This is a genomic window from Aquabacter cavernae, from assembly GCF_003993795.1.
Taxonomy (GTDB): domain Bacteria; phylum Pseudomonadota; class Alphaproteobacteria; order Rhizobiales; family Xanthobacteraceae; genus Aquabacter; species Aquabacter cavernae.
This window is the reverse complement of the sequence record NZ_RWKV01000015.1, coordinates 21,591-43,580: the sequence shown is the minus strand read 5'-3', so window position 1 is coordinate 43,580 and position 21,990 is coordinate 21,591. Positions and strand designations below refer to the sequence as shown.

At 67.8% G+C, this 21,990-nt stretch carries 18 protein-coding genes and 5 tRNA genes; 7 read left to right on the top strand and 16 right to left on the bottom strand.

Features of this window, described 5'->3' with window-relative positions; translation table 11 throughout:
• Positions 1–24 precede the first annotated feature (24 nt).
• The 14 genes from EJJ38_RS13625 to EJJ38_RS13560 form a co-directional block, all read right to left on the bottom strand.
• Positions 25–1,221, bottom strand: coding sequence for an ABC transporter substrate-binding protein (locus tag EJJ38_RS13625; protein ID WP_127090686.1), 1,197 nt, complete (start codon positions 1,219–1,221; stop codon positions 25–27).
• Positions 1,222–1,277: 56 nt separating this feature from the next.
• Positions 1,278–1,862 (bottom strand): amino acid synthesis family protein, encoded by a 585-nt coding sequence (locus EJJ38_RS13620; protein ID WP_127090685.1) that lies wholly within the window; start codon positions 1,860–1,862, stop codon positions 1,278–1,280.
• Complete coding sequence (locus EJJ38_RS13615) at positions 1,859–2,443, bottom strand: amino acid synthesis family protein (protein WP_127090684.1); 585 nt, start codon at positions 2,441–2,443, stop codon at positions 1,859–1,861. Before EJJ38_RS13615 ends, EJJ38_RS13620 begins: the two co-directional genes overlap by 4 nt.
• Positions 2,436–3,398 carry a UPF0280 family protein gene (locus tag EJJ38_RS13610; RefSeq protein ID WP_127090683.1) on the bottom strand — a complete coding sequence of 321 codons (963 nt, stop codon included), beginning with the start codon at positions 3,396–3,398 and terminating at the stop codon, positions 2,436–2,438. Before EJJ38_RS13610 ends, EJJ38_RS13615 begins: the two co-directional genes overlap by 8 nt.
• Before the next feature lie 4 nt (positions 3,399–3,402).
• Entirely contained in the window at positions 3,403–4,896 is a 1,494-nt protein-coding gene (locus tag EJJ38_RS13605; RefSeq protein ID WP_127090682.1) for a 6-hydroxynicotinate reductase, read from the bottom strand.
• A gap of 346 nt (positions 4,897–5,242) precedes the next feature.
• Entirely contained in the window at positions 5,243–6,442 is a 1,200-nt protein-coding gene (locus tag EJJ38_RS13600) for an amidohydrolase family protein (protein ID WP_127090681.1), read from the bottom strand.
• A gap of 115 nt (positions 6,443–6,557) precedes the next feature.
• Positions 6,558–7,331, bottom strand: a complete 774-nt coding sequence (locus EJJ38_RS13595; protein WP_127090680.1) for a ferredoxin--NADP reductase — start codon at positions 7,329–7,331, stop codon at positions 6,558–6,560.
• A 27-nt stretch (positions 7,332–7,358) separates the two neighbouring features.
• Entirely contained in the window at positions 7,359–7,688 is a 330-nt protein-coding gene (gene fdxA / locus EJJ38_RS13590) for a ferredoxin FdxA (protein ID WP_127090679.1), read from the bottom strand.
• Between the two features lie 320 nt (positions 7,689–8,008).
• Positions 8,009–11,575: a molybdopterin cofactor-binding domain-containing protein gene (locus EJJ38_RS13585; protein WP_127090678.1), complete on the bottom strand. Its 3,567-nt coding sequence runs from the start codon at positions 11,573–11,575 to the stop codon at positions 8,009–8,011.
• A complete protein-coding gene (locus EJJ38_RS13580) occupies positions 11,572–12,045 on the bottom strand; it encodes a (2Fe-2S)-binding protein (RefSeq protein WP_127091065.1) in 474 nt (157 codons plus the stop codon). Before EJJ38_RS13580 ends, EJJ38_RS13585 begins: the two co-directional genes overlap by 4 nt.
• Before the next feature lie 249 nt (positions 12,046–12,294).
• Positions 12,295–12,369 (bottom strand) — tRNA-Thr (locus EJJ38_RS13575).
• Positions 12,370–12,530: 161 nt separating this feature from the next.
• The gene (locus EJJ38_RS13570) at positions 12,531–13,202 is read right to left on the bottom strand and encodes a VIT1/CCC1 transporter family protein (RefSeq protein ID WP_127090677.1); all 672 of its coding nucleotides are present in this window, start codon (positions 13,200–13,202) and stop codon (positions 12,531–12,533) included.
• Between the two features lie 227 nt (positions 13,203–13,429).
• Positions 13,430–15,100, bottom strand: a complete 1,671-nt coding sequence (locus EJJ38_RS13565) for an MFS transporter (RefSeq protein WP_127090676.1) — start codon at positions 15,098–15,100, stop codon at positions 13,430–13,432.
• Between the two features lie 284 nt (positions 15,101–15,384).
• A complete protein-coding gene (locus EJJ38_RS13560) occupies positions 15,385–16,233 on the bottom strand; it encodes a TrmH family RNA methyltransferase (protein WP_164738507.1) in 849 nt (282 codons plus the stop codon).
• Between the two features lie 319 nt (positions 16,234–16,552).
• On the opposite strand from EJJ38_RS13560, the gene EJJ38_RS13555 reads away from it, so the two are divergent.
• Positions 16,553–16,637: transfer RNA gene (locus tag EJJ38_RS13555), tRNA-Tyr, on the top strand.
• 55 nt (positions 16,638–16,692) lie between these two features.
• Here the strand turns inward: EJJ38_RS13555 and EJJ38_RS13550 are convergent.
• Complete coding sequence (locus EJJ38_RS13550) at positions 16,693–18,066, bottom strand: globin-coupled sensor protein (protein WP_127090675.1); 1,374 nt, start codon at positions 18,064–18,066, stop codon at positions 16,693–16,695.
• A gap of 240 nt (positions 18,067–18,306) precedes the next feature.
• Here EJJ38_RS13550 and EJJ38_RS13545 point away from each other — a divergent pair.
• Both EJJ38_RS13545 and EJJ38_RS13540 read left to right on the top strand, forming a co-directional pair.
• Positions 18,307–18,391 (top strand) — tRNA-Tyr (locus EJJ38_RS13545).
• A gap of 43 nt (positions 18,392–18,434) precedes the next feature.
• Positions 18,435–18,508, top strand: a tRNA-Gly gene (locus EJJ38_RS13540).
• Positions 18,509–18,601: 93 nt separating this feature from the next.
• Here EJJ38_RS13540 and EJJ38_RS13535 read toward each other — a convergent pair.
• Positions 18,602–19,216 (bottom strand): hypothetical protein, encoded by a 615-nt coding sequence (locus EJJ38_RS13535; protein WP_127090674.1) that lies wholly within the window; start codon positions 19,214–19,216, stop codon positions 18,602–18,604.
• 289 nt (positions 19,217–19,505) lie between these two features.
• On the opposite strand from EJJ38_RS13535, the gene tuf reads away from it, so the two are divergent.
• From tuf to nusG, 4 genes are all read left to right on the top strand, one after another.
• Complete coding sequence (tuf, locus tag EJJ38_RS13530) at positions 19,506–20,699, top strand: elongation factor Tu (protein WP_127089568.1); 1,194 nt, start codon at positions 19,506–19,508, stop codon at positions 20,697–20,699.
• Between the two features lie 206 nt (positions 20,700–20,905).
• Positions 20,906–20,982, top strand: a tRNA-Trp gene (locus tag EJJ38_RS13525).
• A 202-nt stretch (positions 20,983–21,184) separates the two neighbouring features.
• Positions 21,185–21,382 (top strand): preprotein translocase subunit SecE, encoded by a 198-nt coding sequence (gene secE, locus EJJ38_RS13520; protein WP_127090673.1) that lies wholly within the window; start codon positions 21,185–21,187, stop codon positions 21,380–21,382.
• An 8-nt stretch (positions 21,383–21,390) separates the two neighbouring features.
• On the top strand, positions 21,391–21,921 hold the full coding sequence (gene nusG / locus EJJ38_RS13515) for a transcription termination/antitermination protein NusG (protein WP_127090672.1): 531 nt from the start codon (positions 21,391–21,393) through the stop codon (positions 21,919–21,921).
• Positions 21,922–21,990 lie beyond the last annotated feature (69 nt).

The window sequence follows — 21,990 nt, the reverse complement described above, 5'->3', positions numbered from 1 at the left end:
GGGCCGCGCCGGAGACGGGAAGCGTCAGTTGGCGGGGCGCAGCTTCGCGGCGTCCGCCTCGGAGGGCAGGTAGGCGGCGCCTTCGCGGAACACCGGGTCCACCATGATGCCCTTGCCGTCGCGGATGCCCGTGGTGCCGATATAGGCGCCGAGCGTGCTCTGGTGGTCGGCCGCGCGATAGACGATGGAGCCGAAGGGGGTATCCACCTTCAGGCCCTTCATGGCCTTGGCGAGACCGTCCGTGCTGTGGTCGTCGGTGGCGGTCAGCACCGCCGCGATGCTCTTCACCGTGGAATAGCCGACGATGGAGCCGAGGCGCGGATAGTCCTTGTGGAGCTGCTGGTAGGCATCAAGGAACGCCTGATGGGCAGCGGTCTTGATGGAGTACCAGGGATAGCCCGTGACGATCCAGCCGGCGGGGGTCTCTTCCTTCAGCGGGTCGAGATATTCAGGCTCGCCGGTGAGGTAGCTCACCACGGCGCGGTCCTTGAACACGCCGCGCGTATTGCCCTCGCGCACCAGCTTCACGAGGTCGCCCGCGAAGGTGGCGTTGAGGATGGCGTCCGGCTTGGCAGCGTCGATGGCCTGGAGCACCGGGCCGGCGTCGATCTTGCCCAGCGGGGGCCACTGCTCGGCGACGAACTCCACGTCGGGACGGCGCTTGGTGAGCAGTTCCTTGAACGCGGCCACGAAGGACTGGCCGAACTCGTAATTGGGGGCGATGGTGGCCCAGCGCTTGGCGGGAAGCTTCGCGGCCTCCTCGGCCAGCATGGCGGCCTGCATGTAGTTCGAGGTGCGCAGGCGGAAGGTGTAGTCGTTGCCCTTCGACCAGACGATGGCGTCGGTCAGCGGCTCGGCGGCGATGTAGAGCACCTTCTTCTGCTTGGCGAAGTCGGCCAGCGCGAGGCCCACATTCGACAGGAAGCCGCCCGCCAGCAGAACCACGCCATCGCGCGAGACCAGCTCGTTGGCGGCGGTCAGCGCATCGCCGGGCTTGCCGCCGTCATCCTTGGAGATGATGACGAGCTTCTTGCCCTTGATGCCGCCGGCATCGTTGATTTCCTTCAGCGCCAGCTCCATGCCCTTGCGATAGGGCTCGGTGAAGGCGGGCAGGGCGGAATAGCTGTTGATCTCGCCGACCTTGATCTCGCCCTGCTGGGCGCTGGCGGCGCCGGTGGCCAGCACCAGTGCGGCCAGCGCGGACCCAATGATCTTTTTCATACGGTCATCCCCTCTGTTATCGACGTACCGCAAAATCACCTGCCGGAATGGCAGCCTCAACGCAAACCGTCTTCTCCCTTGATCTCGTCCACCTTCAGCCCGCCGATGCGCGGCAGGGGGCGGCCGGAATCCGTGACCGCCACGGCGACCACGATCTCGTTGGCGCGGGGAGCATCAGAAATGCTCACCTGCATGCCGTCGAAATGACTGCGCACATAGGCCGCATCCTTGTGGCCCAGCGGAATGTCCAGCTCGGCTCCGAGCCCGCCCCGCCGCTTGGAGGAGGGGATGAGGGCCGCGCCCTTGCCCAGCACCTTGCGCACCGGCGTGCCCATCTTGGGGTGGAGGAGGGCGGCGGCGTGCTCCAGCTCGCCATTCTCGCCCACCAGCGCCGCCTTCCCGTAGGACTGCGCGGCGGGGCCCTCGATGCCGAGCGCGGCCACCGCACGCGCGGCCAGAAGCCCGCCCAGTTCCTCGCCCATGGCGATGAGGACGGACAGGTCCTCCTCATAACGCCCGGCGAAGGGGTTCTCGATGACCGCCACCGCCGCCGCACGGCGGGCGGGCGGGGAGACGGGGCGCCCCATCTCCGTGAAGGTCTCTTCGAGGACCGTGACGATCTTGCGGATCTTCGCGCTCATCGCAGGCCGTCCTCACCCTTGATCTTGTCGGCCGCCAGACCGCCCACGCGGGCATGGACGCGCGCGCCGCACGTCATGGCCAGCACGAGCACGATCTCGTCCGCCTTGGGACCATCGGGTACGCCCACTTCCATGGCGTCGAAATGACTGCGCACATAGGAGGCGTTCACATGGGTGATGGGCACGTCCAGCTTGGTGCCTGGGCCGCCCACCTTCTTGGTGGAGGGTACGATGGCCTTCGCATCTCCCAGGATCTCGCGCATGGCGTAGCCGCCGGGCACATGCCAGAGCGCACCATGCTCCTGCTCGCCCGCCGCGCCCACGATGGCGCCCTTGCCGTAGCCGTCAATGGCGGCGGCATCGCCGCCCAGCGCCTTGAGCAGGTCGCCCGCCATGGCGACGCCCAGCGGGGTCAGGTCATCCATGAAGCCGGCAATGTCTTCCACATAGCGCCCGGCAAAGGGGTTCTCGATGACGGTGAGGATGGCGCCCCGCTTGCGCGGAACAGCGGCCACCGGACCGCCTTCGTGGAGGATCTCCTCCAGGATGATGACGCGCTTTCTGATCTTGACCTCAGGCATGGGTCCGCCCTTGCTGATGTTGCGGCAGTCGATGTTGCGGCGCTTCGGGACTGGCGGCGCGCCGGGTCGCCGGGAAGGACTGGAGGAGACCGGGGCCGATGGCCACGGTTTCTCCCTGGAGATGGAGCGCCGCCGCGCAAATGAGCCCCCGGCGCACCAGATGGTGGGCGCAGGCGAGCCCCGTGTCGAGGGCCTGCGCCCGCTCTTCCGGCGCCAGAAGCGGCACGGCGCGGGTGACGCGCCGGGCTCCGAGATCATTGTCCGGCTGAAGGCTTTCGGCGGGAACGCGGACGATGTCGCGGCGGCCGGGCAGATCCACGGCATTGGCGACGATGGTCGCCGCCGCATCCGCCATGGCGGCGTCGGGCGCGAGGATGGTGACCGCGTCCGCGATGCCCAGCGAGAAGCTGCGCCCGCGCCAGCCGCTGGTGGCGATGCCCCGCGCGGGGCTGTCATGGTCCACCACGGCTGTGCCGGTCAGGCTCGGCTGGTCCGGACGGTCCACGAGGCCGATGCGGAAGCTTTCGCCCTGCGACAGATGGAGCGCGATATCGCCGCCATTGTTCACATAGGCGCGGGCAAGGCCGGGACGCACCATGGCGGCGAGGATCTCCTGCGCCACCGCGCCCGCCACCGCCGCCATGGGCGTGATGAAATGCTCCGCCGCGAAGGGCCGCACCGCCGCCCACATGCGCCGGGCCACCGGGCCGCGAAGCGGGGAGGCATCGGGCGCGGCGGGTGCGCGTAAAGCGGGAAGCTCGTCGCACAATTCGTCCAAGAGACCGGCGAAGCGCTCTGCGGCCGCCGCATAGGCCGCGTGCACCGCCTCCGCCGTCCCGTTCGCCTCGATGATGAGGTCGATGGGACCGTCCTGCAGATGCAGGCGCCCGTCCGCCAGCAGCGCGGCCTGCGGCGCGTGGCGGGGGAGGGGGGAGGTCGGGAGGGCGCCGGGCATGGGCTCAGCCGTGGGAGCGCTTGGCGGTCTCGGGCGTCAGCGGCCAGGGATTTTCCTGGTGCGGCGCCACGGGACGCACGCTGTCGTCCCGACCGATGGTGTCGAGGGTGCGCACTTCCGCCATGTGACCGCCCAGCGCCTCATAGTCGGAGAGGCGGAGGGTGAATTCGATGGGCGCCACCAAAGCCGGGGTCGGCACATAGCCGAAGGCGTTTTCCGGCAGGCGCGTCACATCCACCATGAAGGTGATGCCGCCGCCCGGATAGACATAGACCGGCGCGCCGCCGCTGGTGACATAGGTGAGCGCGTCCTTCACGGACTTGGTAAGGCGCACGGGGTTCTCGGTGACGCCCGCCCGCAGCGAGCCGCCGGCACCGGCCACGAACAGGACCGTGCAGAGCGCGGGCTCGCAATTCTCCATGACGCGCTCGGCGGACGCCTGAAGGTCGGCCGGAAGTGGCTTCTCCACCGGCGCCAGGGTCTCGTCCAGCTCGTAATAGGCGCTGTGCTCGCCGGTGGTGGAGATGAAGAACAGGCGCAGGCCGGGCTTCGCCACCTTCGGGTCGAACGGGCCGATAATGGCCAGCGGATCGGTGATATTGGTGCCGCCCCAGCCGGTGCCGGGGGCCGCCACCTGGAAATAGCGGCCGGGCGTGGAGCGGCGGCCCTTCATCTTGATGCCGCTGTCGGGGATATCCAGCAGCTTGCCCGCCTGGTGCTCGGAGAGGACCCCGGTAATGTGGTCGTCCACCACCACCACTTCGTCGGCCTTGCCGAGCCACTGCTTGGCGAACATGCCGATGGTGGCCGAGCCGCAGCCCACCCGCATGCGCTCCTCGGTGACGCCGTTGACCACCGGCGCCTTGCCCGCCTGCACCAGAACGGTGGCGCCGCCGTCGATGGTGAGTTCCACCGCCTTCCCGTTGCACAGGTCCAGAAGCGCGTCGCAGGTGACGCGGCCTTCCTTCTTGCCGCCGCCGGTCAGGTGGTGCACGCCGCCCAGCGAAAGCATCTGGGAGCCGTATTCGCTGGTGGTCACATGGCCCACCGCCTCGCCCTGGGCGCGCACGGTGGCCTGCTCGGGGCCGAGATAGCGGTCGGTGTCGATTTTCACCTTCACGCCGCAATAGCTGAAGATGCCCTCGGTCACGACCGTGACCATGTCCACCCCGTCCACCTGGGACGAGACGATGAAGGGGGCGGGCTTGTAGTCGGGATAGGTGGTGCCCGCGCCGATGGCGGTCACGAAGGTCTCGGGCGCGCTCAGGATCTTGCCGTCCCAGTCGCTGCCCCGGCTGAAGGGGACCACATTGCCGCCCTGGGCGAGGGTGCGGTCCAGCACCACATGGGGGTCCACCCGCACAAGCTCGCCGTCATCATTCGCGTAGCGGTCGCAGGCGCCGGTCATGCCGGGCTTGATGTAGCACATGACCGGACACGCATCGCACCGGATCTTCTGATCCGCTGCCTTGGGCGCTGGGGCAGTGTCGTCAAGCATGAGCAGGGCTCCTGGAATGAACCGGCGGGGCGGGTGGGCCTGCACGTCAGTTCATATGTGTACTAATGAAAATGAATGCAGCCCATCGTGTCAAGCACAAGGAAGCGGCATGCTGATTTAAAGGGCAGCAATGCTGACGGGCCTTGCGGCCGGCTCCGCCAGCGTCGTGGGGGACCGGACGTCGCGTGGGTCGTTCGGGACGCTCTTCTCCCTTTGCCGGCCTGCCCCCTCCCAACCCTCCCCCGCAAGCGGGAGAGGGCTTTTCCGTTGCGCCGCCCGCAAGCTCCCTCTCCCGCTTGCGGGGGAGGGGTGGGGAGGGGGCGAGAGAGGGAGAGGCTTCTTCTCGTCAACTCTTCACGAGGACGGGAACGCGCGTCGCAGGCGGCGTGTTGCGCGAGCGCTCGGTGCGCACGATCCCGTCGATGATGGTCATGCCGATGCCGGGCAGGTCACCCAGCTGGATGCTCTCCAGCAGGTTCTTGCCCGCCGAGTGCTGGGCGGTGTCCATGATGACGAAATCCGCAGAGCGGCCCACCTCGATGATCCCGCAATCCAGCGCCCGCATGCGCGCCGTATTGCCGGTAGCGAGGCAGAATGCCTGCTCGGCGGGCAGGTCGCCCAGGGAGGAGAGCAGCGACACCATGCGCAGGATGCCCAGCGGCTGAACGCCGGACCCGGCGGGCGCGTCGGTGCCCAGGATCACGCGATGCAGGTCTCCCATCTCGCGGGCGATGCGCAGGGTATAGAGGGCGGAGCGCTCATTGCCGTTATGCACCAGCTCCAGGCCGCGCTTGCAGCCCTCGCAGATGCAGCGGATCTGGCTGTCGGGAAGGGCCGTGTGGCCGCCATTGATATGGCCCACCACGTCCGTGTCCGCCTCCAGCACCACGTCCTTGTCGATGAGGCCGGAACCGGGAATGGAGGGGCCGCCCGTATGGATCGTGGATTGGATGCCGTATTTGCGCGCCCAGCCCACCATCTTGCGCGCGGTGGGGCCGTCCTTCACGCCGCCCAGGCCCACTTCGCCCAGCAGCTTCACGCCGGCAGCGGCCAGTTCCTTGAAGTCTTCCTCCACCATCTCGTGCTCGATGACGGGGGCGCCCGCATGGATCTTCACCCCGCCGGGACGGAAGGCGGAGAAGGTGCGCTGGGCGGTGATGGCCAGGGCCTTCACGCCCACCACATCGCGCGGGCGGCCGGGATAATGCACCTCGCCCGCCGAGATCATGGTGGTGACGCCGCCATGGAGGAAGCTGTCGATCCAGTTGAGCTGGCTCTGGCGCGGCGTCCAGTCTCCGGCCACGGGATGCACATGGCTGTCGATGAGGCCGGGGGTCACGGCCGCGCCATTGGCGTCCACCGTGGTGGTTGCCCCCTCCGTGTCCAGGTCCTTCAGGCGGCCGATGGCGGTGATGCGCCCGTTCTCCGCGACGATGGCGTCGCCGTCGAGGATGGGCTTCTCCAGGTCGCCGCTCAGGATGAGGCCGATATTGAGGATGACGAGCTTGGTGGGGCCGGAAGGTCCGCTCGGGGCGTCATGGGCCATGGTCTGTTCTCCGGAAGCACCTGTCGGCACCCTGCGAGTGCCGATCTTTTATTTGTAAGCATATGAAGGTTAGGCTCGCCCGTCGGGCTTGAGAACCGGCGGCGCGAAAAATTCCTCAGCGCTCGGCGAACGCCTTTTCCAGCACGAAGTCGCCCGCCTCGCCGTGATTGCCTTCCTCGAAGCCGCGCGCTTCCAGCATGGCGCGTAGCTGCACCATCATCTCGGGCGAGCCGCACAGCATCACCCGGTCGTGGACGACGTCCAATGGCGGCAGGCCGATATCCTCGAACAGCTTGCCGCTCTCGATCAGGCCCGTGATGCGACCCCGGTTGCGGAACGGCTCGCGGGTGACGGTGGGGTAATAGACGAGCTTGGAGGAGATCTCGTCGCCCAGGAATTCATGCACCGGCAGGTCCTGGCTGATCATCTCCCCATAGGCCAGCTCCGCCACCTCGCGGCAGCCATGGACCAGCACCACCTTCTCGAACCGCTCATAGGTTTCCGGATCGCGGATGATGGACAGGAAGGGCGCGAGGCCCGTGCCGGTGCCCAGCAGATAGAGGTTCTTGCCGGGCTTCAGATTGTCGATCACCAGCGTGCCGGTGGACTTGCGGCCGATGATGATGGGGTCGCCCACCTGGATGTTCTGGAGGCGGGAGGTGAGCGGGCCGTCCGGCACCTTGATGGAGAAGAATTCCAGCGTCTCGTCATAGTTCGGGCTGGCGACGGAATAGGCGCGCAGCAGCGGGCGCCCGTCCACCTGCAGGCCAATCATGGTGAATTCGCCATTGCGGAAGCGGAAGGTGGGGTCGCGCGTGGTGGTGAAGCTGAACAGCCGGTCGGTCCAGTGGTGCACGCTCAGCACGCGCTCTTCCATCATCTTGCTCATGGGTCGGCTCGCAATGCGGGGGAGGGATCAATTGGCGGGAACGGGGGAGAGGAGGGAGAGCTTGTCGGGCTTGCCGCGCCAGGCATCCGCATCCTCCGGCGGCTCGCCCTTCTCGGTGATGTTGGGCCATTGGGCGGCATAGTCGGCGTTCAGCGCCATCCATTGGGCCGCGCGCGGGTCCGTGTCGGGCAGGATGGCCTCGGCGGGGCATTCGGGCTCGCAGACGCCGCAATCGATGCACTCGTCCGGGTGGATCACCAGCATGTTCTCCCCCGCATAGAAGCAGTCCACGGGGCAGACGGAGACGCAGTCCATATATTTGCAGCGGATGCAGCCATCGGTGACGACATAGGCCATTGGGGCACTGCTCCTGGACGTGGCGGGCGCATCGCAGTTTGTTTGTGTACAAATGAAAATTACGAGTGCGCGGGGTGGCTGTCAACGGTCATGCGGGGATCTGGCTGAGGAGTTTTTAGGCGTGCCCGCCATATGGGCTGAATGGTGACGTGGCTGGGCTGCAGGCTTCCCCCTCCCCAGCCCTCCCCCGCAAGCGGGAGAGGGGGCTTTGCGTTGTGCGGGAGGGAAAGCCCTCTCCCGCTTGCGGGGGAGGGTTGGGAGGGGGAAATGTGCCGGGGAGAGGTTGGGAGGGGGAAATGTGCGCGCCCTCCCGATACCCCTCAGTGCGTGCCCTTCATCCCCCGCAGCCGCGCCACGGTTCCGTCCAGCCCCTCCCAGGCGGGGGCGTCGGGCGCGAAGGTGGAGCGGATATAGCGCGCCAGAGCCGCCACCTGCCCGTCATCCAGGCTGTCGCGGAAGGCGGGCATGTCGCCGAGGTCGCGGGCGGCGGGGGAGGGGATGCCGTCCAGGATCACCCGGATGAGATTGTCCGACCGCGCCGCATGCACATTGGTGTTGAGGGCGAGGGAGGGGCGCACGCCGAACAAGGTGGGGCCGTTCTGCGAATGGCAGGCCGCGCAGGCGCCCTCATAGAGCTTGCCGCCCAGCGTATCGAGCGGGCGCAGCGTGCTCTCCGCTCGCGCATTCAGCTCCGCCGCCTTGATGGCCGGATCCGCCATGGCCGGGCCGGAGAAAGAGGCGAGATAGGTGGCCATGGCGCGGATGTCGGCGTCGGGCAGATGAGCCAGTTCCTGCACCACCGGCGCCATGGGACCGGCGGCGGTGCCGTGGAAGCGCGAGAAGCCAGTGCGCAGGTAGGAATAAAGCTCCGCCTCGCTCCAGGGGATGGGGGCGGAGGACAGGCTCGTGAGGGCGGGCGCCTCCCACCCGTCCACCCACCCGCCCGCCAGATGCGCCGCCCCGGCCTTCTCGGCGCCCAGCGCATTGCGCGGCGTGTGGCAGGCGCCGCAATGGCCGAGCCCTTCCACCAGATATTGCCCGCGATTCCATTGGGGTGAGCGGGCGGGGTCCGCCTCCATCTGGCCGGGCTTCAGGAACAGCGCGTTCCAGCCCGCCATGAGCGGACGGATGTTGAAGGGAAAGGCCATGTGGGCGTCCGGCGTCGGCGCGGAGACCGGGGGCTGCGACATGAGATAGGCGTAGAGCGCCTGGAGGTCCGTGTCGGTGGCCTTGGTGAAGGCGGTGTAGGGGAAGGCGGGATAGAGGTGGCGCCCGTCCCGCGAGATGCCTTCCCGCATGGCCCGCTCGAAGGCGGCATAGGACCAGCGGCCGATGCCCGTCTCCGGGTCCGGCGTGAGATTGGTGGAATAGACTGTGCCGAACGGGGTCTCCATGGCCCGCCCGCCGGCATTCTCCGCGCCGCCCGGCACGGTGTGGCAGACCGCGCAGTCGCCCAGCGCTGCCAATTGGCGCCCGCGCGCGATCATGTCCGCCGAGAAGCTTGTGGGGTCGGGCGGGGTGATGGGGGCGATGGTGCCGCGCATCGGCAAGGCCACCGCCGCCATGCCCAGCGCCCCCGCCAGCGCCGCGCCCGCGAGAGTGAACCAGTTGCGCTTCGCCTTCTCCGGCTTGGGCGGGCGGGGCGGGGCCTCGCCCGCCAGCGCCGCGCGCACCTTGTCCGGCGTGAAGGGCGGCTCGCGCATGCGTACGCCCGTGGCGTCGAAAATGGCGTTGGCGATGGCCGCCGCGCTGGGCACCGAGGCGGATTCCCCGCTGCCCAGCGGCGGATCGTCCGGGCGCGGCATCAGCACCACATTGATGACCGGCACTTCCGGGAAGGTGAGGATGGGATAGGCACCCCATTCCCGGCTCGCCACGGCGGTGTCGGTGAAGCTCACCTCTTCCTTCAGCGCCCGGCTGGTGGACTGGATGACATTGCCGTGGATCTGGTGCTCGATCCCGGCCGGGTTGATCATGAGCCCGGAATCCTGCCCCACCACCACGCGCTTCACCGCCACGTCGCCGGTGGTCGTGTTCACTTCCACCTCGGCCACCCAGGCGGACCAGGCCGCGCCGTAGCCGGGGAATTTGGAGTGCACATAGAGCGCGTAGGCGAAGCCCTGGCCGCGCACCACGTCGCCATCCACCACTTCGCGGCGCGGCTCCGTGCGGTGCGCCCATCCCGCGCGCGCCGCCACTTCCTTCACGAGGTCCACGGCGCGCGGGTCGTGCAGATGGCGCAGGCGATAGTCCACGGGGTCGACGCCCGCCTCCGCCGCCAGTTCGTCCACATAGCTCTCATGGGCGAAGGAATTGGGCAGCGCCGAGACGCCCCGCAGCCATGCTGCCCGCACGATGGGCGCCATGTCGTGGGCCACCACGCGCATATGGTCGTAGGCATAGGGCGGGATGGCCGTGCGGTCGCCCATCTCGAACACGGGATTGACCGCCGGAACCCGGCCCGTCAGCAGCAAGGCGAGGGTGGTTGCGGCGTTGGAGGGATAGCGGGTGGAGAAGTCATAGGCGGCCGGGGTGCCGTCCGCGTTGATCCCGCCCTTGATCTCCATGAGCTGGGCAGCGCCCTTCGGCTCCCAGGCATGTTCCTGCTCGCGGGTGAGCTGCACCCGCACCGGGCGCCCCACGGCGCGGGACAGGAGCGCAGCGTCCGCCGCCACGTCATCCGCGCAATTGCGCCCGTAGCAGCCCGCCGCCTCGTGGCGGATGATCTCGATGGTCTCTTCCCGCAGGCCCAGCAGCAGCGCGATGTCCGCCCGCAGCGGATAGGGGTTCTGTGTGCCCGACCAGATGACCGCGCCGTCCGGTCCCACATCCGCCACCGCGCAGGAGGGGCCGATGGAGGCGTGCATCTGGTAGGGCCACACATAAACGCGGTCCATCTTCACCGCCGCGCCCGCCCGCGCCGCCTCCACGTCGCCTTTGTCCAAGAGGGTGCGGGCGTCGCTGGGATTGGCGCGCAGCGCGCCCGCCACGTCGGTGAGGTCCGGCAAGGGCGGGGTGGGCTTCCAATGGACCACGAGGCGCCGTGCCGCCTCCGCCGCCTGCTCCTCCCGCTCGGCGACGATGCCGATGAAATCCCCGTGCGTGACCACTGCCACCACGCCCGGAATATGGGCGATGGAAGCTTCCTCCACCCGGATCAGGCTCTTGCCGATGAAGTCGCCCGCATCCACCCCCGCATAAGGGGGCCGCACCACGCGCCCGTGCAGCATGCCCGGCACCCGCACGTCATGCACATAGACGAAGCTGCCGGTGGCCTTGGCCGGAATGTCCACGCGCGGCATGCGGCGGCCGATGACCCGGTGCTCGGCAACGGGCTTCAGCGCTACCTCGTCCGCCAGCAGCAGCCGTTCCCGCCGTCCCGCCAGCAGCGCGCCATAGGTGATGCCCGCATTGCCGCCCGCGCGGGGATGGACCACGCCCTCGGTGACGGTGAGGTCTTCGGCGGGCAGGCCGAGCGCTTCGGCGGCGAGCCCCACCAGATGGCGCCGCGCCTGCGCCGCAGCCCGCCGCAGCGGCGTCGCCGACACCTGGATGCTGTCGCTGGCGATGGTGGCGCCCTGGTTGGGCGTCGCCTGCGTATGGCCCAGCACCATGGTGACGGCTGCGAAGGGCACGTCCAGTTCCTCGGCCACGATCTGGGCAAGGGCGGTGCGGATGCCGGTTCCCAGGTCCACATGGCCGTTGAAGGCGAGGACCGCGCCTTCGTCATCGAGAAACAGGAACAGGTCCAGCGCGCCCTCGCGCGGGGGCGGGGTGGGCACCAGTCCGCGCACATGCTGGGACGGGCGCAGCACTGCCAGCGTGCCTGTGCGCGTGAGGAGGGCGTCGCGGTCCGGCTTTGGCTCGCTGACGTGCGGCGCGCTCATGCGGACGGGCCTTCGGCGGCTTTGAGGAGATCGGCTGCGCGCATCACGGCCCGCAGGATCTCCAGATGTGTGCCGCACCGGCACAGATGGTGGCGCAGCGCAGCGCGGGCCTCCGCCTCCGTAGGGGTAGGGTTGCGGGCGAGGAAGGCGGCGGTGCCCATGATCATGCCGTTCAGGCAATAGCCGCACTGGGCCGCCTGCTCGGCGATGAAGGCGGCCTGCACCGGATGGGGCGCATCCAGCGTGCCCAGCCCTTCCAGGGTGACGATATCGCGGCCCGCGGCGGTGGCGAGCCGGGTGACGCAGGCGCGGGTGGCCATGCCATCCATGAGCACGGTGCAGGCGCCGCACTCGCCGAGCCCGCAGCCGAATTTGGGACCGTTGAGGCCGAGATCGTTGCGCAGCACATAAAGAAGGGGCGTGTCGCCCGGCAGCGCGAGGCTGTGCGCCGTGCCGTTGACAGTCAGCATCACCGTCGGGGCGCTGGGAGCCGTCCCGGTCACGGATGCACGCCTCCGGCGCCGCACGCACAGGCATGCGGGCAGGTCCTGCCAACGCTCATGTCCGCCCCTCTGGTTGTTCTGGCGGCGCGATTTATGTCGCGGTCTGATTTTGCAACAGTTCCAAGATTGTTTCTGTACGAATGAATCGTGTCAAGGCCGACGGCAGGCGGATGGGGATCCCGGAAGGGAGGCGATCTTCGATGCCGGAAGGGAAAATGGTGCCGGCTGAGGGGATCGAACCCCCGACCTTCGGTTTACAAAACCGCTGCACTACCGCTGTGCTAAGCCGGCATCACCAGGAAACGGGTCTTAATTCCAATAGCTTACCGCATGGCGACACAACGTAACCGATTGTCGTGTGCCGCGTTTTGTGCGGGAGCGTTCCGCCTCTATCTCCCGCCCGCCGCGCAGCGTCAACCTCGCGGCGTTGAAGGCGGGAAGATCGTGCCGGCTCAGGAGAGCAGGTGGCCCATGGCGATGCCGGCCAGCGCGGCGGAGACCGCGATCACGAAGGTCTCCAGCGTGGCGCGCACGATGGAGCGTTTCGCCACCAGGCCGCGCCCCACGCCCAGCGCGAGCAGGAGCACGGCGGTGAGCGCCACGCATACGATGCGCGCGCTTTCCATGGGCAGGAAGGCGAAGGGGAGGACCGGCGTGAAGCCCGCGAACAGGTCCGAGACGAACATCCAGAAGGCATGGGACGACGGCGTCGCGCCGTCATCGGCATCGGCCAGTTCGGAGCGCAGGCCCATGGCGGCGCGCGGCGCGCGCTCCAGGGCGGCGGAGACGGTGGCCACGTCCGCGGGCGCCATGCCGCCGCGCGTGAGGGCGGCGGTGACGGCGGCGGCGTCGGCCTTGGCGAGCGCCGGGTCCACGGTGCCGCTGCGCCGGGCGCGGCGCGCATCGCGCACCGATTCCGCGTCCAGATAGCTTCCCGCCATCATGGAGACAGCGGCGGCCGCCGCGCCCGTGGCGCCCGCGATCAGCACGGTCTGGGGATTATTGGTGCTCATGGCCACGCCGAAGACGAGGCCGAAAATGGAGACGGTGCCATCTTCCATTCCGAAAACGATGTCGCCGACGGATGCCTTCAGCGATGCGTAAATGCGGCTCGTCACCGACATCGGTCCTCTCCCCAGGGCATGGCGTCACGGAAAGTCTTAGAGCCTTTCCAGGCGGCGTGTGAAGCGAGGCGCATGAAGGAGGCGTGCTGACACAAAGGGGATGGAGCGCGATCGGCTCCGCTGGTCGCGGAAAGGGGCGAGCCCGAAACGCAGACGGCCCCGCCAAGGCGGGGCCGTCCGGTATTGCGGCGGGCCGTCCGGCCGGGGCGGGCCCGGCCGGGGATGGCTCAGTGCCAGTCTTCCAGGTTGCGGTCCTTGGTCTCCGGCAGCAGGAAGAAGCCGATGATCAGGGTCATGACCGCGACCACGACCGGATACCAGAGGCCGGCGAAGATGTTGCCGGAGGCCGCCACGATGGCGAAGGCGGTGGGCGGCAGGAAGCCACCGAACCAGCCGTTGCCGATGTGGTAGGGCAGCGACATGCCGGTGTAGCGGATGCGGGTGGGGAAGAGTTCCACCAGCAGTGCGGCGATCGGGCCGTACACCATGGTCACGTAGAGGACCAGGATGAACAGGAGGCCGATCAGGGTGAGCGAGCGGCTGTCCGTGAGCACGCCGCCGACCGAGGGCTGCTTCAGGATGCTGGCATCACCCGCCTTGGGATAGCCGGCGCCCTGGGCGGCCGCCACGAGGATCGCGCCCGTCTTGTCGGTGTCCGGAATGGCCACCGGGGTGCCGTTGACCGTGGCGGCCAGCGGGGAGCCGGCGGGACCGGGCACCAGGCTATAGTGCATGGAGTTGGTAGCCAGCGTCCGGCGGAACACGTCGCAGGGGCGGGTGAACACGCGCACGCCGACGGGATCGAACAGCGTGCCGCACTGGGCCGGGTCGGCGGTGAGAACGATCTTCACGTTCTCGGTCGCTGCCACCAGCTTGGGGTTGGCCGTCTGGGCGATCATATGGAACAGCGGGAAGTAGGTCGCCGCCGCGATGAGGCAGCCCAGCAGCAGGATGGGCTTGCGGCCGACCTTGTCCGAGAGCCAGCCGAAGAAGATGAAGAAGGGCGTGCCGATGAGCAGCGAGAAGGCGATCACGAGGTTCGCTGTTGTTCCGTCCACCTTCATTGTCTGTGTCAAGAAGAACAGCGCGTAGAACTGGCCAGTATACCAGACCACGGCCTGGCCGGCGGTGCCGCCGAACAGCGCGATAAGCGCGATCTTGGCATTGTCCCAGCGGCCGAAGGCTTCCTTCAGGGGGGCCTTGGAGCGGGTGCCTTCCGCCTTCATCTTCTGGAAGGCCGGGGATTCCTGCAGCTGCAGGCGGATCCAGATGGAGAAGCCCAGCAGGATGATGGAGAGCAGGAACGGCACGCGCCAGCCCCACGCCGCGAAGGCTTCGGGCGACATGCTGAGGCGCAGCGTCAGGATGACCAGCAGCGAGAGGAACAGGCCCACCGTGGCGGTGGTCTGGATCCACGAGGTGTAGAAGCCGCGCCGGCCATGGGGGGCGTGCTCGGCCACATAGGTCGCCGCGCCGCCATATTCGCCACCGAGCGCGAGGCCCTGGAGCAGGCGGCAGATGATGAAGGCGACGGGGGCGAGATAGCCGATCGTGTCGTATCCGGGCAGGACGCCGACCACGAAGGTCGCGATGCCCATGATCACCATGGTGATGAGGAAGGTGTATTTGCGGCCGATGAGGTCGCCGAGGCGGCCGAAGAAGATGGCGCCGAAGGGGCGCACCGCGAAGCCCGCGGCGAAGCCGAACAGCACGAAGATGAACTTCGCGGTGTCGTTGGTGCCGGGCACGAAGGTGGCCGCGATGTTCGCGGCGAGCGAGCCGGCCAGATAGAAGTCATACCACTCGAAGACGGTACCGGCGGAGGAGGCAACGATGACCTTCCGCTCCTCCTTCGTCATCGGCGCCGACTTGGCGGCCGGTGCGGTCGTTACAGCCATAGGTTTCTCCTCCCAGATCGATTGCCGGCTCCCTTCGCGGGAAACGGCAGGCGCTGACCCAGGCCCGGAACGATGGCAGGAGAAAAATTGGCGTACCCATCCCGCGCTCAGGCGGGTTGGGGATTGGCGTTTCCTCCGGCGATTCGTCTATCCGCGTCGTTATTCGCGCGAACTGTCCGAGTCGGGCGCATCGCGCCACGACAAGAAGATGACCGAACTGCGGCGGATGCACGATTGGTCAATGGTCTAATAACGCACAACCGGAGCGGGCTCCGGCCGGGGGCTCAGGCCGTGCGCTTGAGCGCCCGCCGGGCGATGCCCAGCGACAAAGCGGCGGCGTTGGAGACATTGAGGCTCTTGATGACGCCCGGCAGGTCGATGCGGGCGAGCACGTCGCAGGTCTCGCGGGTGAGCTGGCGCAGGCCCTTGCCCTCGGCCCCCAGCACCAGAGCGAGCGGGGCGCGCAGCGCGGTGTCCTCAATGTCGGCCGGCCCCTCGCTGTCGAGGCCCACCACCAGCATGCCCTCGGACTTCAGTTCCGTGAGCGCGCGGGAGAGATTCTGGACGAGGCAGAACGGCACATGCTCCAGGCCGCCCGAGGCGCTCTTGGCGAGAACGCCGGTGGCGACGGGGCTGTGGCGGGAGGTGGTGATGATGGCGCCCACACCGAAGGCGGCCGCCGAACGCACGATGGCGCCCACATTGTGCGGGTCGGTGATCTGGTCCAGCACCAGGACGAGGTCGTGGCGCGCCACCTTGGACAGAGGCGGGGAGGGCAGGTGGTCGCATTCCGCCAGCAGGCCCTGGTGGACCGCGTCCGCCCCCAGCAGCTTGTCGATCTCGGAAGGGCGAACCACTTCGGGGTCGCGGGGCAGCGTGATGCCCTCGTCGGCGAGCCGCTTCACCGCATTCTCGGTGGCGAGGATGCGACGGAACTTCCGCTTAGGGTTCTTCAGCGCCTCTCCCACCGTGTGCCAGCCATAGAGAAGCGCGATATCGTTTTCGCCTTCCCAGGCCGGGGGGCGCCCGCTTTTGCGGGGCTGCGGCCGTCCGCCGCCGGCAAACGGGCGGCCACCCGCCTTGAAGGGGCGATGCGGGCCGGAGCGGGCGGGGCGGTGCGGAGGTTCGGACATGCCATGGCTTTGTCAGACGGTGCGGTTGCGTGCAAGAGGCTGCCCGTCAAAAGCCCGCCTTGCAACAGTCCCTCATGGCCGGGTGGGTTCGCGATCCGGCCGGTAGGGTGGTTACATGCCGGCGTTGTTTCGGGGCAGTCGCAGGGGGCCCCTTCGGGCAGGACCCCCGGCCTCTGCATGATTTCGCGCCCGTGCGCCGCATATTTCGTGCGCCGCATATTTGCGGTTGACTTCGCGGGGGCGCTTTTACATAACGGCGCCTCCTTGGGGCACCCCGTTGACGGGTGCGTGCGCGATGCGTCCCGAGGGGCGGGAACCTGGAGGGGTGCCCGAGTGGTTAAAGGGGACGGACTGTAAATCCGTTGGCTCTGCCTACGTTGGTTCAAATCCAACCCCCTCCACCATCCCGCCGCGCAGCCGGTCCGCCGTGACCGGCCGCTCATCCCAGAAGAACCCGCATCAGTGCGCCTTCGCGACCTTCTGCGTCTCGATGGAGGCGAGGAAGGCGTGGGCGTGCCCGTCGAGGCTCTGCGCCTCGGTGACGATCTGGCGGGAGATGGAGCGTACATTCTCGCCGCTCTCCGCCGCCCCCTCGGCGGCCAGAATGACGGCGGTCATGTTGCCGGCGATGCTGGCCGTCTCCGCCGCCGCGCGCTGAACCGATCCGCTGATCTCGCCCGCCGTGGCAAGCTGCTCCTCGATGGCGGTGGCGATGGAGCCGAAGATGGTCTCGATCTCCCGGATCGTGCCGCCGATGCCGGTGATCACCTGCGTGGTCTGGGCGGAGGCGGCCTGGATGCGGGCGATCTGGGAGGCGATCTCGTTGGTGGCCTGCTCGGTCTGGGTGGCGAGGGCCTTCACCTCGCTGGCGACCACGGCGAAGCCTCTGCCCGATTCCCCCGCCCGCGCGGCCTCGATGGTGGCATTGAGGGCGAGAAGGCGGGTCTGCGCGGCCACCGACTGGATCAACTCCACGATCTTGCCGATGCCGCGCGCGGCCTCCGCGAGGCCCTCCACCACCGTCTGCGCCCGGCCCGCCTCGTCGGCGGCGCCCGTGGCGATGGCATTGGCGTGCTGCACCTGCCGGGAGATTTCGCCGCTGGATGAGGCCAGTTCCTCCGTGGCGGCGGCCACCGACTGGGTGTTCAGCGATGCCTGCTCGGCGGCCTGGGCCGATTCGGTGGCAAGGCTCCGGGTGCGGTCCACGGCGCCGGTCACCGCCCCGGCGCCGTCGCCGAGCGTGACGGCGGAGGCGAGGATAGCGCCCACCAGGCTGGAAACGGAGGTCTCGAAGGACTGGGCCAGCCGTCCGTCATGGGCGCGCCGGATCTCCGCCAGATAGGTGGAGATGGCGATGTCCATGTCCAACATGACCACCTTGCTGATGGCCTCCATCACAAGCGGCGCCTGATCGGGCGGCACCACGGGGCGGCGCAGGCGTCCCACCTTCCGGCTCACGGAGGCATTGAGGTAATTGAGGAGGATCAGGTAGCCGCCGATATACCAGGACGGCTCCAGGCCGACCCGGCTGTGCACCTGCCCGATGGCGCGGGCGGAGGTCACATAGGCCTCGTCGAACGTGCCGGAGAAGAGCTGCTGCCAGTGGCGCACCTGCCCCGCCTTGGCCCGGCGGATGCCCGCTTCCTGCTGCTGCCTGGTCTCGCCGAAGAGGCGCACGAGATCCGGATAGTTCAGGACATGGCCGTAGAAGGCGTCCAGGATTGTGTCGAGGTTTTCGGCGAGAAATCCCCTGACGGATACCAGATTGTCCCTGGTCGCCTGGTCTATGCCGAGAAACTGGATCCTCTGTTCCAGATAGCCGTCCGCGCTCACACTCCGTCCCCCCGTTCGCGAAGTTCAAACAGCGAAAAAATCCAGGGAGTTGGTATGCAGTTGCGCGCGGGCTCCGTTGATCCAGATCAAAAGCCCCGGGAAGTTCGGATCCTCGTCAACGGGCGCGGGCATTCCGGCGCGGGGACGTTGACAGGGGCATGGCGGGTGCGCATAACGTCGCCCGCCTTTCCGGCAGAGACGCGGCTCCGTGTGAGCCTGCGTCGCAGGCGGATAGGCTGTGGAGGGGTGCCCGAGTGGTTAAAGGGGACGGACTGTAAATCCGTTGGCTCTGCCTACGTTGGTTCAAATCCAACCCCCTCCACCATCGGCAGTCCCCATGCTAAGGGAATGCAGTGCCGCTTCGGCATGCGGGTGTAGCTCAATGGTAGAGCAGCAGCCTTCCAAGCTGAATACGAGGGTTCGATTCCCTTCACCCGCTCCAGCCGGCCCCTTCCGTTTCACGGGTTCGTCGTTGGACGACTGAGGGCGCCTGCCGCATGGGCGCCCCCGTCCTTTCCGGGCTGAAGCCCGCGCCTCAATTCGCTCCCATCAGGCTCTTCATCTGATCCGCCACATGGTTCGTCGCGCCGGTGACGGCATCGCGGGTTGCGGTGAACGTGCGTTCCATGAAGCCGGGCTCGGACTTGGCCGGGACGCCTTCCCCCACGCCGAGGGGCGGCAGGGGGACGCCGGGCCGGGCGGGGGCCACCGTCATGCTCCGGGTGCCGGCGCGCGCGGGGTCTCGGCTGTCGCATGCCGGCATGCACGCATCGAACCGCTCGACTCCCGCGGGAAGGGCGGGGGCGCTGGCGGGTGCCGGCGCCCTGGGGAGGGGGATTGCGGCAGGAGGGACCGAAACAATCTTCTCCACCGGCGCCGTATCGACCGACGGCGGGACCTGCTGGCGCACCTGCTGGAAGTCGAACAGGCCGGGTTCCGCGGGCGCCGCAGGGCGGGAGGGGAGGTGCACGGCATCCGTTTCGAGCCGCCCGAGAAGCGCGGCGCCGATAGACGCGACCGCCGTCGCGGCAAGCACGAAGGCGAGGAGGCGGGATCGCGTCGGGCGCGCAACGTGCGACGAGCGGATGAAGCGAAGGGATCCTTCCGGTCGGCGTGCGGTTTGGAACGGCGTCACTCTGTCGGCGTACATCGGCTGCCTCGTCGGGTTCCGCCTGCCGCGGCAATTCGGGCTGTTGCGAGCAGGCGGAGTTTGCCCGTGCGAGCACGGCGGAATTTCGGCCGGGGCATGGCTGAGTTTGGCCAAAGCGTAACCATTCATGACAGGGCGCCGGGGTGCCGTGATTCGGCCCGAATCGAAGCGCTGTTGCGCGCCACGCCCCGCCGCCCCTTGCGGACGGCACGGAAACCCCCTATCCCACGGCGTCTTTTCGCCCGCTCGGGCGCGCCATGGACTGATCAGAGCACACCGAGAGAGAACGATGGCCAAAGCAAAATTTGAGCGCAACAAGCCGCACTGCAACATCGGCACGATTGGTCACGTTGACCATGGCAAGACGTCGCTGACGGCGGCGATCACGAAGGTTCTTGCCGAGACCTCGGGCGGCGCGACGTTCACGGCGTATGACCAGATCGACAAGGCGCCTGAAGAGAAGGCGCGCGGCATCACGATTTCCACGGCGCACGTGGAATACGAGACCGCGAACCGCCACTATGCGCACGTGGACTGCCCTGGCCACGCCGACTATGTGAAGAACATGATCACCGGCGCGGCGCAGATGGACGGCGCGATCCTGGTTGTGTCGGCCGCCGACGGCCCGATGCCGCAGACCCGCGAGCACATCCTGCTGGCCCGCCAGGTGGGCGTGCCCGCGCTGGTGGTGTTCCTGAACAAGTGCGACATGGTCGATGATCCGGAGCTGCTGGAGCTCGTGGAGATGGAAGTGCGCGAGCTGCTTTCGTCCTACGATTTCCCGGGCGACGACATCCCGATCGTGAAGGGCTCTGCGCTGATGGCGCTGGAGAACAAGTCCCCTGAGCTGGGCACCGAGGCGATCCTCGAGCTGATGGCGCAGGTGGACAAGTACATCCCGCAGCCCGAGCGTCCCGTTGACCTGCCGTTCCTGATGCCCATCGAAGACGTGTTCTCGATCTCGGGCCGCGGCACGGTGGTGACCGGTCGCGTTGAGCGCGGCATCGTGAAGGTGGGCGAGGAAGTCGAGATCGTCGGCATCCGTCCGACGCAGAAGACCACGGTCACCGGCGTCGAGATGTTCCGCAAGCTGCTCGACCAGGGCCAGGCCGGCGATAACGTCGGCATCCTGGTTCGCGGCACGAAGCGCGAGGACGTGGAGCGCGGCCAGGTGGTGTGCAAGCCGGGTACGGTGAAGCCGCACACGAAGTTCAAGGCCGAAGCCTACATCCTGACGAAGGAAGAAGGCGGCCGTCATACGCCGTTCTTCACGAACTACCGCCCGCAGTTCTACTTCCGCACGACGGACGTGACGGGCGTGTGCACGCTGCCGGAAGGCACCGAAATGGTGATGCCCGGCGACAACGTGTCCATGGACGTGACGCTGATCGTCCCGATCGCCATGGAGGAGAAGCTGCGCTTCGCCATCCGTGAAGGTGGTCGTACGGTTGGAGCAGGTGTGGTCGCGGCGATCATCGAGTGATCGCCCCTTAACGGGTTGACGGACGGGCCGGCCTTGCGCCGGCCCGTTTCTTTTTGGGGCGCACCGCACGGGGCAGGGGGCAATCCAAAGGGAAAGCGCGCACGCCCCCTTTACAGCGCTTCATTCGCTGACTAGACACACACACCCCGATGCGCTGGATCGAATTTCCGGCGCGAGGGCGCATACCCTTGAGTGCTCAGGGCAGTAGGAGTGTAGCTCAACTGGTTAGAGCACCGGTCTCCAAAACCGGGGGTTGGGGGTTCGAGTCCCTCCACTCCTGCCACGCACCAAGGGAATAGGCGCACCGGGCGCGTCACAGGCGCGCCGAGGGATCGGCACGGGCGCGCAAGCGTTCGTCCGGAACTGTCGAAGGCCGCAGGCATACGGCCCGGATTTCACGGCGGCGACCACGCAGCACGGCTTCGAGGTCGCCGGAACCTGAGGAGAAGGCGCAGGCGGGCGAAAGCTGGCCGTGCCGAGACGATATGGCGAAGATCAGTCCCGTCGAATTCTTCCGGCAGGTGCGCACGGAGACCAACAAGGTTACGTGGCCGACCCGGCGCGAGACCCTCATCACCACCGCCATGGTGTTCGTGATGGTGCTGGTCGCCTCCCTGTTTTTCCTGGCGGCCGATCAGGTGATGCAGTTCGCCATCCGTCAGATTCTCTCCCTCGGGCATTGAGACACGCCATGGCGAAGCGCTGGTACATCGTCCACGCCTATTCCAACTTCGAGAAGAAGGTGGCGGACTCCATTCGCGAGCAGGCCGACCAGCGCGGCCTTGCCGATCTGTTCGAGCACATCCTCGTGCCCACCGAGAAGGTGGTTGAGGTGCGCCGCGGCCGGAAGGTGGACACCGAGCGCAAGTTCTTTCCGGGCTACGTGCTCGTGAAGATGGACCTCACCGACGAGGCATTCCATCTCATCAAGAACACGCCGAAGGTGACGGGCTTCCTGGGCGCCGACAACAAGCCCATGCCCATCTCCGAGAATGAGGCCATGCGCATCCTGCAGCAGGTGCAGGAAGGCATCGAGCGGCCGAAGCCCTCCATCAGCTACGAGGTCGGCGAGACCGTGAAGGTCTCCGACGGCCCCTTCGCGTCCTTCAACGGCATCGTGGAAGAAGTGGACGAGGCCCGCTCCCGCCTCAAGGTGGCGGTCTCCATCTTCGGCCGCGCCACCCCGGTGGAGCTGGAATTCGGGCAGGTCGAGAAGGTCTGAGGCAGGGCGCCTCTCCTGTGGGAAGGGGCGCCCCTTGTCAGCCTGTCCGGCATCGATTATGTGAACGCC

Excerpts from the sequence above, each read along its gene's own strand:
- EJJ38_RS13625 (WP_127090686.1), bottom strand. The coding sequence starts at position 1,221 with ATGAAAAAGATCATTGGGTCCGCGCTGGCCGCACTGGTGCTGGCCACC.
- EJJ38_RS13620 (WP_127090685.1), bottom strand. The coding sequence starts at position 1,862 with ATGAGCGCGAAGATCCGCAAGATCGTCACGGTCCTCGAAGAGACCTTC.
- EJJ38_RS13615 (WP_127090684.1), bottom strand. The coding sequence starts at position 2,443 with ATGCCTGAGGTCAAGATCAGAAAGCGCGTCATCATCCTGGAGGAGATC.
- EJJ38_RS13610 (WP_127090683.1), bottom strand. The coding sequence starts at position 3,398 with ATGCCCGGCGCCCTCCCGACCTCCCCCCTCCCCCGCCACGCGCCGCAG.
- EJJ38_RS13605 (WP_127090682.1), bottom strand. The coding sequence starts at position 4,896 with ATGCTTGACGACACTGCCCCAGCGCCCAAGGCAGCGGATCAGAAGATC.
- EJJ38_RS13600 (WP_127090681.1), bottom strand. The coding sequence starts at position 6,442 with ATGGCCCATGACGCCCCGAGCGGACCTTCCGGCCCCACCAAGCTCGTC.
- EJJ38_RS13595 (WP_127090680.1), bottom strand. The coding sequence starts at position 7,331 with ATGAGCAAGATGATGGAAGAGCGCGTGCTGAGCGTGCACCACTGGACC.
- fdxA (WP_127090679.1), bottom strand. The coding sequence starts at position 7,688 with ATGGCCTATGTCGTCACCGATGGCTGCATCCGCTGCAAATATATGGAC.
- EJJ38_RS13585 (WP_127090678.1), bottom strand. The coding sequence starts at position 11,575 with ATGAGCGCGCCGCACGTCAGCGAGCCAAAGCCGGACCGCGACGCCCTC.
- EJJ38_RS13580 (WP_127091065.1), bottom strand. The coding sequence starts at position 12,045 with ATGCTGACTGTCAACGGCACGGCGCACAGCCTCGCGCTGCCGGGCGAC.
- EJJ38_RS13570 (WP_127090677.1), bottom strand. The coding sequence starts at position 13,202 with ATGTCGGTGACGAGCCGCATTTACGCATCGCTGAAGGCATCCGTCGGC.
- EJJ38_RS13565 (WP_127090676.1), bottom strand. The coding sequence starts at position 15,100 with ATGGCTGTAACGACCGCACCGGCCGCCAAGTCGGCGCCGATGACGAAG.
- EJJ38_RS13560 (WP_164738507.1), bottom strand. The coding sequence starts at position 16,233 with ATGTCCGAACCTCCGCACCGCCCCGCCCGCTCCGGCCCGCATCGCCCC.
- EJJ38_RS13535 (WP_127090674.1), bottom strand. The coding sequence starts at position 19,216 with ATGTACGCCGACAGAGTGACGCCGTTCCAAACCGCACGCCGACCGGAA.
- tuf (WP_127089568.1), top strand. The coding sequence starts at position 19,506 with ATGGCCAAAGCAAAATTTGAGCGCAACAAGCCGCACTGCAACATCGGC.
- secE (WP_127090673.1), top strand. The coding sequence starts at position 21,185 with ATGGCGAAGATCAGTCCCGTCGAATTCTTCCGGCAGGTGCGCACGGAG.
- nusG (WP_127090672.1), top strand. The coding sequence starts at position 21,391 with ATGGCGAAGCGCTGGTACATCGTCCACGCCTATTCCAACTTCGAGAAG.